General features: G+C 52.5%; 15 protein-coding genes. 2 read left to right on the top strand and 13 right to left on the bottom strand.

Translation table 11 applies throughout. The annotated features are described in order from the left end of the window. Nucleotides 1–7: 7 nt before the first annotated feature. From sucC to R2083_RS04110, 3 genes are read right to left on the bottom strand one after another with little or no spacing between them, the layout of a single operon-like run. The gene (sucC, locus tag R2083_RS04120) at nucleotides 8–1,198 is read right to left on the bottom strand and encodes an ADP-forming succinate--CoA ligase subunit beta (protein WP_317537619.1); all 1,191 of its coding nucleotides are present in this window, start codon (nucleotides 1,196–1,198) and stop codon (nucleotides 8–10) included. 15 nt (nucleotides 1,199–1,213) lie between these two features. Further along, entirely contained in the window at nucleotides 1,214–1,723 is a 510-nt protein-coding gene (locus R2083_RS04115; protein ID WP_317537618.1) for a hypothetical protein, read from the bottom strand. Next, the gene (locus R2083_RS04110; RefSeq protein ID WP_317530201.1) at nucleotides 1,720–2,070 is read right to left on the bottom strand and encodes a nucleotidyltransferase domain-containing protein; all 351 of its coding nucleotides are present in this window, start codon (nucleotides 2,068–2,070) and stop codon (nucleotides 1,720–1,722) included. Before R2083_RS04110 ends, R2083_RS04115 begins: the two co-directional genes overlap by 4 nt. A gap of 842 nt (nucleotides 2,071–2,912) precedes the next feature. Between R2083_RS04110 and R2083_RS04105 the strand changes: the two genes are divergently transcribed. Both R2083_RS04105 and R2083_RS04100 read left to right on the top strand, forming a co-directional pair. After that, entirely contained in the window at nucleotides 2,913–3,740 is an 828-nt protein-coding gene (locus R2083_RS04105; protein WP_317537617.1) for a hypothetical protein, read from the top strand. Between the two features lie 66 nt (nucleotides 3,741–3,806). Continuing rightward, the gene (locus R2083_RS04100; protein ID WP_317537616.1) at nucleotides 3,807–4,898 is read left to right on the top strand and encodes a hypothetical protein; all 1,092 of its coding nucleotides are present in this window, start codon (nucleotides 3,807–3,809) and stop codon (nucleotides 4,896–4,898) included. Nucleotides 4,899–5,016: 118 nt separating this feature from the next. On the opposite strand, the gene R2083_RS04095 is transcribed toward R2083_RS04100, so the two are convergent. The 10 genes from R2083_RS04095 to R2083_RS04050 all read right to left on the bottom strand — a co-directional run bounded on the left by R2083_RS04095 (nucleotide 5,017) and on the right by R2083_RS04050 (nucleotide 12,901). Then, nucleotides 5,017–5,250 carry a CopG family antitoxin gene (locus tag R2083_RS04095; RefSeq protein ID WP_317537615.1) on the bottom strand — a complete coding sequence of 78 codons (234 nt, stop codon included), beginning with the start codon at nucleotides 5,248–5,250 and terminating at the stop codon, nucleotides 5,017–5,019. 107 nt (nucleotides 5,251–5,357) lie between these two features. After that, entirely contained in the window at nucleotides 5,358–5,531 is a 174-nt protein-coding gene (locus R2083_RS04090) for a BrnT family toxin (RefSeq protein WP_317537614.1), read from the bottom strand. A gap of 97 nt (nucleotides 5,532–5,628) precedes the next feature. Next, the gene (locus R2083_RS04085; protein WP_317537613.1) at nucleotides 5,629–5,841 is read right to left on the bottom strand and encodes a PEP-CTERM sorting domain-containing protein; all 213 of its coding nucleotides are present in this window, start codon (nucleotides 5,839–5,841) and stop codon (nucleotides 5,629–5,631) included. A gap of 183 nt (nucleotides 5,842–6,024) precedes the next feature. Then, a complete protein-coding gene (locus R2083_RS04080; protein WP_317537612.1) occupies nucleotides 6,025–6,633 on the bottom strand; it encodes a hypothetical protein in 609 nt (202 codons plus the stop codon). 4 nt (nucleotides 6,634–6,637) lie between these two features. Further along, a complete protein-coding gene (locus R2083_RS04075; protein ID WP_317530194.1) occupies nucleotides 6,638–7,180 on the bottom strand; it encodes a glutathione peroxidase in 543 nt (180 codons plus the stop codon). A gap of 68 nt (nucleotides 7,181–7,248) precedes the next feature. Further along, a complete protein-coding gene (locus R2083_RS04070; protein ID WP_317537611.1) occupies nucleotides 7,249–8,559 on the bottom strand; it encodes an OprO/OprP family phosphate-selective porin in 1,311 nt (436 codons plus the stop codon). 117 nt (nucleotides 8,560–8,676) lie between these two features. Then, nucleotides 8,677–9,876, bottom strand: coding sequence for an ABC transporter permease (locus R2083_RS04065; RefSeq protein ID WP_317530192.1), 1,200 nt, complete (start codon nucleotides 9,874–9,876; stop codon nucleotides 8,677–8,679). Between the two features lie 7 nt (nucleotides 9,877–9,883). Then, nucleotides 9,884–11,086: an ABC transporter permease gene (locus tag R2083_RS04060; protein ID WP_317530191.1), complete on the bottom strand. Its 1,203-nt coding sequence runs from the start codon at nucleotides 11,084–11,086 to the stop codon at nucleotides 9,884–9,886. After that, nucleotides 11,073–11,756 (bottom strand): ABC transporter ATP-binding protein, encoded by a 684-nt coding sequence (locus tag R2083_RS04055; protein ID WP_317530190.1) that lies wholly within the window; start codon nucleotides 11,754–11,756, stop codon nucleotides 11,073–11,075. The genes R2083_RS04060 and R2083_RS04055 overlap by 14 nt, the downstream gene beginning before the upstream one ends. Then, nucleotides 11,753–12,901: an efflux RND transporter periplasmic adaptor subunit gene (locus R2083_RS04050; protein ID WP_317530189.1), complete on the bottom strand. Its 1,149-nt coding sequence runs from the start codon at nucleotides 12,899–12,901 to the stop codon at nucleotides 11,753–11,755. Before R2083_RS04050 ends, R2083_RS04055 begins: the two co-directional genes overlap by 4 nt. Nucleotides 12,902–12,981: the final 80 nt, after the last annotated feature.

Below are 12,981 nucleotides of genomic sequence, written 5' to 3'. Positions count from 1 at the left end.
GAGATAATTAACTCTGACAACCGCACGAAGACGGTTTCGACTTCGCCGCGTTGACCGCTTTTTGCGCCGCATCGGCCATATCCGTCGCCGAGATGATCGGCAAACCGGAATCGGCGAGAATCTGCTTGCCCAGATCGACGTTGGTGCCTTCCAGCCGCACCACCAGCGGCACCGTCAGTTGCACTTCGCGTGCTGCGGCGACCACGCCTTGCGCAATCACGTCGCATTTCATGATGCCGCCGAAAATATTGACCAGAATCGCCTGCAATTTTGGATTGCACAGCATCAGCTTAAACGCTTCGGTGACCTTTTCCGCCGTCGCACCGCCGCCGACATCGAGAAAATTAGCCGGGTTGCCGCCGTATAGTTTGATGATATCCATCGTTGCCATCGCCAGGCCAGCACCGTTCACCAGGCAACCGATATTGCCATCGAGCGGGATATACGATAATTCGTGCTTAGACGCCTCGATCTCGACCGGATCTTCCTCATCCAGATCACGCAATGCAACAATGTCAGCGTGGCGAAACAATGCGTTATCGTCAAAATTCATTTTGGCGTCGAGCGCGATCACTTGTTTTTCCGCGGTCAACGCCAGCGGGTTGATCTCCAGCAACGATGCATCGGTTTCATCAAACGCCCGGTACAATCCTTGCAGCAAAGACACAGCACCCGGCAAACTCTGTGCCGGAATGCCAATTTTTTGCGCGATGTCCTCGGCTTGTTGCTGATTCAACCCCGCAACCGGATCGATAAACACTTTATGAATCTTCTCCGGCGTTTCGGCGGCTACTTTTTCGATCTCCATGCCGCCTTCCGAGCTCGCCATCAAACACACGCGCTGCTGCCGCCGGTCGACCACCATGCCGACATAAAATTCTTTCTCAATCTTTACACCCTGTTCGATAAAAAGACGATGCACAATTTGCCCTTCCGCGCCGGTCTGATGCGTCACCAGCCGCATGCCCAATATCTCACCGGCACGCTGCCGCACTTCGTCCAACGACCGCGCCACCTTCACCCCGCCGCCCTTGCCGCGCCCCCCAGCATAAATCTGCGCCTTAACCGCCCACACCTCGCCGCCCAATTGCTTGGCGGCATTCACCGCTTCGTCAACACTGAAGCACGCAATACCTTGCGGCGTTGCAACGCCGTATTGCCGTAAAATTTCCTTGGCTTGGTATTCATGGATTTTCATGGATATCACTTCTCCTTAAGGTAATAACTCCGGCCACTCCGCCGCCGGAATACGCGAGCGAGCATAACGATTAATGTTGTTGTAGACGGTAACCAATAATGAAACCATCTCATGTGCTTTGTTCAATGCTGCGGCAAATTCTTCAGGATCGGACACATACTCGTGGATCAACTTATTGCGCAAATTACGCGCATTCAACCAATGCTCGACCGACGGCAACAAACCGAGTTTCTCAGCCCGATTCAGGTTATCCAACGCACTGCCGGTTTTTTCCGCCATCGACCGGAGTAGAGCCGGTATCAGTTTATCTCCCACAGTATCCTGCATCCGGCCAAAACGCGATACAAACGCATCGAGACGTTCCGCCAGATCATCATCGTTTTCCAGCCGCTCCACCCACGCAGCATCCAGTTCCATCGTGAATAACCGCGTATCCGTTTTCTGCAGCAATGCACCTTCGCGCCGCACTATTTTCAATAAACTCAGCAACCTGGTTGATTCGATTTTGAGCGTATCCACTGTCATAAGATTACACCGGTTTGGCGCGCGATCTGATGGATTGGCTGTTCCCGTGTCTCCGGGTCAATGATGATGACATCGATTTTCTGATCACCGAGTTGCAGCTGCAATTGACTCGTCAACCGGCATGTGGTCAAAACCCGATCAGCCAATTTCTGTTCCGTTTCGATCAGCAAATCGATATCTCCACCCTTCTCATCCAACCGCGCTCTAGAACCAAAAATGCGAATACGCGCACCATCTCCCAGCAAGCGATGCACCACAAAGTGGATGCTTTCGATTTCCCTGGCCGATAATCTGACTCTGGGATTGGTGTTAAAGCGATGTGAAGCGTCAGTATCGAGTCCCATCATTAATCAGGAGCCATGAGCTTTAATTCGTTAAATAAAAAAACCGCCGAAAGCAAGTGGAGAATATAACCCGAAGAGATTAAGTATACCGATAGTTATTTCTTAGTCTGGTGCTTTTAATTGCATTCCATCAAGATTCCAAGCTCGTCACGACAGACGAGTCGATCAGACAGACAAATCAATCATTTTAATAGGGTGAAATACAGCATTTACATTACAGCAAGTTTAAATTTTGATTTGTTACATACCAAATAAGATCCAAAAGCACCGCACTTGGTGTGCTTAGCAAGACTCCATACGTCGCAACACCAGTAGCTCTTGCATTTTCTTCTTCCGTGCGTTTTTCTGCTTTTATACCAACTCCCTACTGATTACTTATCCTATTGCCTAATAGGATCAAAGTAAAGAAGCATCTGACTTATATAATCAATTCAAACATATGAGCGGCAAGAAAATCGTGGTTATCGCGTCGCCAATGATCAATTTTGACCGCAATGGCTCCATCATACCAAGCACGAATTTACCGATGGTATGCACGCGTTATCCCCTTTATCTATGCTGTCAGCGTGAGCATACGCGTTTTCATCGATGGTTAAAACCGAGTTGATCACTTGTACAATTGACTGCTAATCATAATAAACACAGTAATAGCAGCACACATCCATTTCTACCGCATTGAAAATCCATCATAAACTGCAACGCATTCATTTGACGGCATGGGACTGTGGTTTTTGTCACTGACTGAGCCGGCAAAAAATCTTATCTTTTGGCATCTGCTTTAATTTTTACGGTTTTATGCAAAACCGGTTCAGCAGCGCAATGATCCACCCCGTTTGAGGAGAACTATGATGAAAGTAAAAACACTAGCAGCAGCGATTCTGGGTTTGACCCTGTCGATGGTTATCACGCATACGCATGCGTCGCACGCGGACGGCACCAACACTTCGGAGCTGGTGCATAACGCCGATCTGATTTTTGAAGGCAAGGTGGTCAACGTCGAATACCGCACCTCGGATATTCTCAAAGCGGACGATGTCGCTATGCCGCACACCTATGTTACTTACGAGATCACAAAAAACTTCAAAGGCCGCTCCAGTGAAGATAAATTGATCACGCTACGCTTCCGCGGCGGGCCTGACGATGCCGGCAATACCCTGATTATTCCGGGTGTACCGTTATTCCAAGCAGGCGATCAGGACATCGTATTTGTACGCGGTAACGGCGTGGAAATTTCACCGGTGGTCGGCGGTAATTTTGGCCGTTTCCGCATCCGCAAAGATGCCGTGCATTCGGATGCCTGGCAAGAAATCTGGCTGCTGAGCAACGGCCAGCTCGACCAAGGCAAATTCAATGAAGAAAAGAAAAGCGTGACCCACCGCATCGGTGTTCACGAGTTTACCTTTGAAACCGAAAACAAAGTGGAATGGACTCCGCCAGCCGATGCTAAAAAACTGACACCGGTGCAATTCCGTAAATTCCTTGGCGACAGCGTGAATCAGCACTATACCCCGCAAGCGCTCAGCACCCTCAAAGCAGCCAGAAGCGTTCCGGTTCATGAGCAATTCTCCATTGGAAAAGCAAAACCGCTGGCCGCACCGGCTGTGACACCGGTTATCCACAAGCTTGATCCGGAAGCAATACGCCCGGAAGAAATGGCGATCCGTAAACATTAAAACGCATTTCCGCACGGCATCTGAACACTGCATTCACAGCATGAACCAACGATTAGGAGACTTATCATGAACGCATCGCGATTCAACCAATTACTTGCCGCGCTGTTTCTGGCAACCATGACTCAACAGGCATTCGCTTACACCACGATCAAATGCGGCGGCAGTTCAACCAAATGGAGCGGCAACAATTACACCGTTCGCGCATCATCCGTCGGCTTTCCCGTAGGCCCGTGGCGGGATGCCCTATCCTCGGTGGTTTCACATTGGAACGGCAATCCCAGCAACTTGAGCTTCGGCGTGGTTTGGAACGAACCCGGCGTTGCCGCCAACAACAATGAAAACGAAGCCTGGTGGGAAGCCAATAACGGCCCGAACATCGGCACCTATCCGGCAGTCACTTATGTGTGGTTTAAGGGCGATTGCACGCTGAAAGAAGCGGATGTCATATTCAATAACAGCGTGGCTTTTCACTACACCACCAGCAAAACCAGCCTCTGGCCTTACGGCGGCGCGAACCGGCCATTCCAAACGACTGCCATGCACGAATTCGGCCATGCCGCCGGATTGGCGCATACCGCCAATACCTATAACATCATGGGATCCGATTGGACGCATATCCACGCCAACGGTGCGACCGCAACCGCTTACAGCGGCGAGGATGCCAACAATGGATTGGTAGCGGTGTACGGCTTGTGGACGGGCGGTCCGGAAGACCTCGGCGTGGTGCATTGGAAACATACCGGCAGCAGCGGCGAATACAGCACACATGGCCGCACCCGCATTCTCGATACATCGAATATCGAACTGGCAAAGGTGGCTGGCACGGCTGAGCCCGTGTACCGCGTCAACAAAGGGCAAACCATCAAGCTCGAACTGACCTATGAAAACCTTGGCAAAACCAGTCCGCTGTCCGCGAAGGTGGGCTATTACCTGTCCAGCAATGACATCATCAGCGTAGCCGACCGGTTCCTGGGCGAAGGCAATGTCACTTTATACAGAGGCTTTCCGGACACCACATTCAATACCTCCCTGGTCATTCCAACCGATCTGGTCAGCGGACAAACCTATTGGGTCGGCGCCATCATCGATTACAACAATGCCTATAGTGAACGCAGTGAAACCAATAACGCCACGTATATTGGCATTCGCGTGAATTAAGTCTGTTACCGGTTCACCACTTCATCAGTAAACTTCTTCGCTCAAACCAGTGCGAGCGAAGAAGTTTGCGTTTGAAAGACGACTGTTTCTCTCATGCGTAATCATGATAAAAAAACAATCACGAAACCTGTGATTTATTTTGCCAGGTAATATCGATTTTTCGATGCTGGGAAACGCAATCCCTTAAGTACAAATTGATAAGATTTTGGTAAGGCACCCCCGTCTCATCGGCCATTTTCTTGAAATAACCGATGACATCCTCGCTCAACCGCATCGTCACGGATTTCTTAAGCTTGGCAGCGTACGGATTCTTACGGGATTTCATTTTTGACAAATCATATTCAGCTTTCATAACACTTCACCACGATAAAATTTACGTTCCGATTGCGTTGCTTTTCGCGCCGATATAATCCGGATGACATTTCCTGAATCCCGCTCGCAGTAGCAAATGATCAATATTCAGGCTTCGTTACTCATTCCAAGCATCAAAAACCGATCTTCTGAAACAGAATTCTCATCAAAAAACTGCACTGCAAAATCATCATAAAAGACGGATTGCGCCTCTTCAAAAGATATTCCATGTTTCTTCAGATTTGAAGCCGCCTTATTGGTATCCCACTCGAACTCAATCATGCATACATTGTATGTAGGCAGTTCTTGAAGTCAAGAAAACCCCAAACAAAAAACCCAGCTGAAACCGGGGTATTAGTCCTACCAACGGGAACAAAAATCAGGCAGCTTTCTGCTGTTTTCTTCGGTATGACACAAAGCTCATCAGCCCTAAACTGGCCAACAGCATCGCATAAGTTTCCGGTTCGGCAACCGCGGTTATCACCATGAAAGAAATTTTGCCGCCTTCGGTACTAAGATCGATACCCAATTCACCACCTAAACCGGCAAACGTGAAATTCACGCTTGCAAGACCATTCAGGCTATCGGCCACCAGGCAATCCGAATGATCACCGGCTGATGGGAGGAAACTAGCAAGCTTGAGCTGACCTACGAAAATCTTGGCAAAACCAATCCGCTATCCGCGAAGGTGGACTATTACCTGAGGGAAGTTTTATAAAAAATTATCAAATTCATTCATATAGATAATTATTCTAACTATATCACCGGACTGACACTAGATATCAATATCCAACCTCACACCATAACCCAGTTTTTTGCCATCCGTTTCGTTATTCCGTGTCAATATCGCACGGCACGTCGTGATTTGATCCTCTAGTTCCTTTTCCTTGAGTCTGTCCCGGAAACTGTGCGCTTGCTGGCGGCTGAAGTGGCCAATGGTATGGTTGTGGATTTCAACGCGCACGACATCGGTATCAAAGGGATTGCTTGCATCGGGGATCAGTTCGACTTTAAAGTCATACGATTGCGGAGCCGTGGCGGTTTCAAAATGGACACTATTTTCCTGCATCAACTGTTCGATTGCCTGCTGATACGGCGCTGCCGAGACGGTGCAGGCGAATTCCCCCGGTTCCGGCCAGGCATAATGACTCTTTGCTGGCTTGGCGTGCGATTGCGCGCTTTTTTTCACGTCAGCGGCGGCAATCTTATCCCGGTTGAAATAGAGAATGAGCGCGGAAATCAGCGTGACTGGCAAGATTAGCGATACACCGGCCCCGGCACCGGTGATTAATCCCAAAAACACCGACAATCCCAGAATCGAGGCAATGCTGATTCCCGGCTTCTGTTCGCCTGAATTACCTGAAGAATCAGGTTCCCGGTTCATCACGTTACTGTTGCAAAGCCTGTTCGATCGCCGACACTACCGCAGGATCGGAGGGCTTGGTGTGCGGCGTGAAATGCGTGATCAGTTTGCCGTCACGCCCGATCAGGTATTTCTGGAAATTCCAAGTTGGATAAGTACCCGACAACTCTGCCAGCCGCACATAAAAAGGGTGCGCGTCACCTTTCTTCACTGTCGTTTTTTCAAACATCGGGAATTTGACATCGTAGGTCAGGCGGCAAAAATCCTGGATTTGCGTTTCGGTTCCCGGTTCCTGTCCCATGAAATCGTTGGACGGGAAACCCAAAACCACCAGCCCTTTGGACTCGTATTTTTCGTACAGCTGCTCCAGACCTTCGTACTGCGGCGTGTAACCGCATTTACTGGCAGTGTTAACGACGAGCAATACTTTGCCAGCGTAGCTTTCGCACAAATTCACCGTATCGGTTCCCGCCAGTTTGCGGAAATTCTGATCCAACAGCGAACTGTTGCAAGCGGCATAAACGGGGTTCATCAAAAAAGTTATGAGTAAAACGAGCAAAATGCGCATGGTGATCTCCTCAATCATTGTTGGCTGCATGAACGGATAGCAAAGTTTATTCTATCTTACTTCGCGCATTAGAAACTGATTTGGGTGCGGAAAGAAAAAACCGATAGATGATCGGTACGCGCCGCGGTGCCTATGCCAGCATTACCACGCATGGCTTCGGTCAGATAGTAATTGAACATGAAGCGGGTATTCGGATAGGGATACCAATTCAAACCCAGTGTAATGACTTCAACCTGGCATTTTGACGTGCCGCTGCGGCACGGATTGGCGCTGAGACTTTGACTGAAATTTTCCGCCAGATCGTAACGCCCGGCCAATTCCAGCGCCCCCCATTTGCCGCCCGGTTGGGGTTTACCGAAAGCGCCACGGTCTTTTCGATACACGGCATGTTCCCCGGTGACAAACCAGCTTGCCTGCACGTAGAACGCTTGGACAGTGGAATCCTTAGTGCTGCTGTTTACCTGATGCGTATTATCGAGCCGTGTAATGGCATATTCGCTTTGCAGCGTAAACGGCCCGGCGGAATACGCCGCCTCCGCAGCAAAAGTCGATTGACTGTTGTGACTCGGCGCACCCGGGCTGGCTCCGGCAATGCCCAGCGATTGACTGATGCCCTGGCGTCCGCCATAAATATCGACAGCACGAGCTTGCAGCGAGTCTTTATTGGCAGTGTCCCGGCTGGCGGAAAGCCCGAGATGCACAATATGACCTTCCTTATCGACCGGCAGCCACACCGCCCGCCCGCCATAGCTAATGCCTTCCAGCGGCAAACCGAAATGCGACAGGCTCATGACATACATACCGAAACCCAGATTATCCTTGACCATCCCGCGATAACCGATACCGCTTAAAAACTGCCGCCCGCTGTAGATGCCTGTGGATGACGTGGACGGGCGTTCCATGAGAGTGATTTCGTTGGAGCTGGTGATCTCCTCCAATCCACGGTATGGCTTGAATTGCCCGACAGTCAGCTGCCCGGGACCGAGTTTGGCGGCTACCCAAGCTTCACGCAGGCTATGCGGAAAAGCCGTGGTGGCATTGACTGCGAAATCATTCTCGAATTTAAAACTAACACCGTAAATTTTGCCCGTGATGGTGGCGTAGGTTCTGCGCCAGTTGAACCCGTCGCGGTCATTGCCGCTCAATAGCTGGCTGCCAAAGGCGGGATAATCCGGGTTTGCCTGGTCCGGATAGAGCGAGTGCACATCGAAGTGCCCGCGGCCGTTCAGTCCAATTTCGAAATTGCCGTTATCGCTCTTGATCCTGGGACCGCCCTTGTAGATGAAGTTAACCGCATGGCAAGAGGCAATGCCTAAATGGGTCAGTACTACGAGATTACAGAGTTTGATCGCGCTTTTCAGGCGTTGTTTACGTGCCAACACACCGCACCCACCCTTGTATGAACGAAGTCCGCTCGATTATATATCAACCCAAAACGAGCGCATGACATTGTCTATTGCCATTTAGCCCGGCGCTGCAACCAGACAAATCGATGCCTAATCGGTGCGCAAGGCATCCACCGGATTCAATTTTGCCGCGCGCATCGCCGGTACCACGCCCGCGGCAAGACCGATCACCAGCGACAAACCAAGCGCAGCGAATACAAAATTCCACGGAATATTCACCGGCAATCCGCTGATCAGCAGTTTGAGCAACCCGGCGATACCCGATCCGATGAGCAGCCCCGCCAAGCCACCGATGGTGGACAACGCGGTCGATTCCAGCAAAAACAACAGACGGATGCGCCCGCGCGTAGCGCCTAATGCGGTGAGCAAACCGATTTCCGATACCCGCTCGGAAACGGCGATATGCATCAGCGTGATCATGCCGACCGCGCCGACAATCAGCGAAATGCCGCCCAGCGCGGCGACCGCAAACTTCAACACACTGAGCACGGTGGATAACGTGCTGAGCATCTGCTGTTGCGGCTTGACGGTGAAATCCTCGCGCCCGTGCCGTGCAACCAGAATGCGGTTAATGTCCTCGACCACGGCTTGCACCGGCGCATCCGGGTGATAGGAAAAATTGATTTCCATCACGCCTTGCCGGTTGAATACTTCCAAAGCCCGGGCCGTAGGCACAAAAACCGTATCGTCAAAATCAAAACCGAGCACATTGCCTTTCGACGCCATCACACCGATGACCCGAAAGCGCGTCCCGCCGACTTGCAGCAATGCACCCAGCGGATTGGCATCGCCAAACAATTCGTTGCGCACTTTAGCGCCGAGCACGGCGTACGCGCGCGGATTGCGCGGATCGTCATCGGGCAGAAATTGCCCGATAGCGACTTGCATGTTGAACGCCCGCGCAAAATCAGGTCCCTGGCCGTACGCTGTTACGCGGCGGCTGCGGCCTTGCGCGCGGATTTCCGCGTTACCGGTCACGCTGGCATTGGTGTATTGCGCGTAGCGGCTTTGCCTCAATGCAATGGCATCGTCAATGGTCAGCAGCCGCGCGCTGCCGATCGCGCCGAGCGAACCGCCGTGCGTGTTGATTTTTCCCGGCGTAATCGTGACGATATTGGTGCCGAACTGCGTGAATTCCGCCAGCACAAAACGCTGCACGCCATCACCGATCGCAGTCAGCAAAACCACAGCGGCAATACCGATGGCAATTCCGGATGCCGACAAAATAGTGCGCAGCCGATGCGCCGTTAACGACCGGAAAGCAAATTGGAAGGTGTCGACAATATTCATCGCTTGTTTAGCGTTTACTCAAAGCCTTCACGGCGTCGAGCCGGGCCGCTTGGCTAGCGGGCCAAAGACAGGCCACGATACCGGTAATCAGCGCCACCAGGATTCCGGCTATCGAAGCCCAGGCTGGCGCCCAGGCAGGAAGCTGCGGATAAGCCAGGCGTAACATCAAGCTGCCGAATTGCCCCAGCAGAAATCCGAAAATGGCACCGGCAAACGACAACCACACCGCTTCGGCGAAAAATAACCGGCGGATATCGCGGGATGTTGCGCCGATGGCTTTCAGCAAGCCGATCTCCGCCGTACGCTGATTGACCGCCACCAGCATCACGTTCATGACCAGGATACCGGCAACAATCAAACTGATCGCGGCAATTCCGGCAACTGCCAGCGTCATGGTATGAAGAATGCGGTCAAAGGTCGCGAGGATAGCATCCTGCGTAATGACGGTAATATCTTCTTCGCCGTCGTGACTTTGCTTCAAGGTTGCCAAAATGGCCTGCTTGGCCGGCTCAATGTCGCTGTGGTTTTTGGCCTCGATCAGGATACGAAATAGCGATGTGGTATTGAACATGGCTTGCGCATAATCAATCGGAATGATGACGATTTCATCGGTATTAAACCCCATCGATTCACCTTGCGCCGCCAGCACACCGGACACCATGAACCGGCTATCGCCCAAGCGCACGCGTTGACCGATGGCCTGGCTGCGGGGAAAGAATTCATTGGCGATTTTTGCGCCCAGCACGATTTGTGCGTTGCGTTCGGTGCCATGCGCCAGAAATCCTCCCTGCGCCAGTTTCATGTGCCGGATCGGTATCAAGTCGGCATTGCTGCCCAGCACCGTGACTTCACGCAGGCGATTGGCGGCGGATAATTCCGCAGCACCAACATTGAGCGGCGCATAGCGCCGCACTTGCGGCAACCGGCCCAGCAGTTGCGCGTCTTTCAACGTCAGATCGCGCGGTGTTTGGCCGAGCACGGCGCCGAGAAACGAACCTGACGTTTCCGCACGGCCCGGTAGCACGACTAGTAAATTGGTGCCGATGGAAGAAAACTGGTTGACGACATATTGCCGCGCACCGTCGCCTAGCGCCGTCAACACCACGACCGCAGCCACACCCAACGCCATCGCCAGAACGATCAACAGCGAACGGACGCGGTAGCTCACAACCGTTTTAAACGACGTTTGCAGGGTATCAGCCAGCGTCATCGGCTTGGTCTGTTAATATTTTTCCATCGCGCATGCCGATCTGACGATGCGCGCGCGCACCTAGTTCGCGATCGTGCGTCACAACAATCAGCGTAGTCCCTGTGTGATGCAGATTTTCCAGCAGCGCCATTACTTCGGCGCCGATCTGATGATCCAGATTGCCGGTAGGCTCGTCCGCCAGAATAACGCTGGGATGCATGATGGTCGCGCGCGCAATCGCCACACGCTGGCGCTGCCCGCCGGAAAGTTCGGCGGGACGGTGGCTGGCGCGCTGCTTCAGCTCAAAAGCCTGCAACGCGTCATTGACGCGGATTTGCCGCTGCTCTTGCGGCATGCCGCCCAAGATGAGCGGCAATTCGATATTTTCCGCAGCCGTCAAGCGCGGAATCAGGTGGAACGACTGAAATACGAAACCGATTTTTTCCCGGCGGATTTGCGCTTGCTCCGTTTCCGACAAATCGGTGATCAGCCGGTCATCGAGTTCATAGCGGCCGCTGTCAGGCCGGTCCAGCAAACCGATGATATTCAGCAGTGTCGATTTTCCCGAACCGGAAGGTCCCATGATCGACACATATTCACCTGAAGCGATGTTCAGGTTGATGCCATTCAATGCATAGACCGTCTGGTCGCCCATGTGGAATGTGCGTGTAATCGCGCTCAGGCGGATCATGGATTTTTGGGTTGCACCGCAACACCGGCTTTGATCTTGTCTTGATCAAACGAGGTCAGCACGCGGTCACCCGCTTTCAGGCCGGCGCGGATTTCGGTGAAGCTCCAGTTGCTGAGGCCAGTTTCCAGCGGTTGTTCCGCCAGACGATCTTTGGCATCCACTACCCAGACTTTATTATTTTGCCGGATCGCTTGCGTCGGGATACGCAGTACGTCGTCCCTGCGTTCCAGCACGACTTCCACATCGGCGCTGTAACCCACCAGCAGGGTATCCGCCGGAACTTGCAGAAAATCCACTTCGATATCGACGGTACGCGCCTGTTTCTCGATTTCAGTCACGTACGGCGCAATGCGCCGGATTTTTCCGGGGAAAATTTTTCCCGGCATCGCGTCCAGCGTAATGCGCGCTTCTTGGCCGATTTTGATTTTGGGCGCATCGACTTCGTCCATCGGCGCGGTAACATACAGACAGCTATCGTCGATCAGATCGATCGTTGGCGGGGTGGGAATACCGGGCGGCGACGGTGTGGTGAATTCGCCCAGTTCACCGGAAATTTTGCCAATCACCCCGGAGAAAGGCGCGATGATCACGGTGCGATCAATTCCGGCTTGCGATACGCGGATCTGCGCTTCGGCGCGTTTGATGTCGGCGATGGTTGCTTCACAACTGGCCTGACGCGAGCGCGCATTGGCGTTGGCATCGTCGGCACGTTGTGAGCTGACAAAACCTTGTTCAACCAATTGTTGCGTGCGGATCGATTCGCGCCGGGCGTTTTCCGCCAGGATGCAGGTTTCGCGGCGGCGTTCCTGCGCCATCGCTAGCTGCCGCTGTGCCAGTTCGCGTTGCGCCTGCAAATCCTGACTCCAGAGTTCCAGCAACACCTGCCCCTTTTGCACATGCTCGCCTTCCTTCACCCAGATTTTGGCGATCTGCCCGCCGGTAATCGGCGCCAGATCGGAACGCTGGCAGGATTTGATCGTGCCAGCGCGCGTGTTGACGATAGTGGCTTCGACACTACCGGTTGCAATCGTGGCCCATTCCACTTCCAGCGGTTTGGGACGGGTGTAATACCAGCCGGCCAGTGCGATTGCACCAGCAATAAGGGCAAAGCTGATTAATTTGAACGGTTTCTTGAGCGGCGGCATGATTGAGTGAATAGGGTCGGTGCGATATCCGGTGATCGTGTGTTGTGTTTCGTTGCAAATATGCGTATTTTACACGTTCG

This window comes from Nitrosomonas sp. Is35 (assembly GCF_033063295.1).
In the GTDB taxonomy this organism is placed as follows: Bacteria; Pseudomonadota; Gammaproteobacteria; order Burkholderiales; family Nitrosomonadaceae; genus Nitrosomonas.
The sequence above is the reverse complement of the archived record's forward strand: the minus strand, read 5'-3'. Positions and strand labels throughout refer to the sequence as shown.

What these genes read in the sequence shown, in the direction of transcription:
- sucC (WP_317537619.1), bottom strand. Translation starts at nt 1,198, where the DNA reads ATGAAAATCCATGAATACCAAGCCAAGGAAATTTTACGGCAATACGGC.
- R2083_RS04115 (WP_317537618.1), bottom strand. Translation starts at nt 1,723, where the DNA reads ATGACAGTGGATACGCTCAAAATCGAATCAACCAGGTTGCTGAGTTTA.
- R2083_RS04110 (WP_317530201.1), bottom strand. Translation starts at nt 2,070, where the DNA reads ATGATGGGACTCGATACTGACGCTTCACATCGCTTTAACACCAATCCC.
- R2083_RS04105 (WP_317537617.1), top strand. Translation starts at nt 2,913, where the DNA reads ATGATGAAAGTAAAAACACTAGCAGCAGCGATTCTGGGTTTGACCCTG.
- R2083_RS04100 (WP_317537616.1), top strand. Translation starts at nt 3,807, where the DNA reads ATGAACGCATCGCGATTCAACCAATTACTTGCCGCGCTGTTTCTGGCA.
- R2083_RS04095 (WP_317537615.1), bottom strand. Translation starts at nt 5,250, where the DNA reads ATGAAAGCTGAATATGATTTGTCAAAAATGAAATCCCGTAAGAATCCG.
- R2083_RS04090 (WP_317537614.1), bottom strand. Translation starts at nt 5,531, where the DNA reads ATGATTGAGTTCGAGTGGGATACCAATAAGGCGGCTTCAAATCTGAAG.
- R2083_RS04080 (WP_317537612.1), bottom strand. Translation starts at nt 6,633, where the DNA reads ATGAACCGGGAACCTGATTCTTCAGGTAATTCAGGCGAACAGAAGCCG.
- R2083_RS04075 (WP_317530194.1), bottom strand. Translation starts at nt 7,180, where the DNA reads ATGCGCATTTTGCTCGTTTTACTCATAACTTTTTTGATGAACCCCGTT.
- R2083_RS04065 (WP_317530192.1), bottom strand. Translation starts at nt 9,876, where the DNA reads ATGAATATTGTCGACACCTTCCAATTTGCTTTCCGGTCGTTAACGGCG.
- R2083_RS04060 (WP_317530191.1), bottom strand. Translation starts at nt 11,086, where the DNA reads ATGACGCTGGCTGATACCCTGCAAACGTCGTTTAAAACGGTTGTGAGC.
- R2083_RS04055 (WP_317530190.1), bottom strand. Translation starts at nt 11,756, where the DNA reads ATGATCCGCCTGAGCGCGATTACACGCACATTCCACATGGGCGACCAG.
- R2083_RS04050 (WP_317530189.1), bottom strand. Translation starts at nt 12,901, where the DNA reads ATGCCGCCGCTCAAGAAACCGTTCAAATTAATCAGCTTTGCCCTTATT.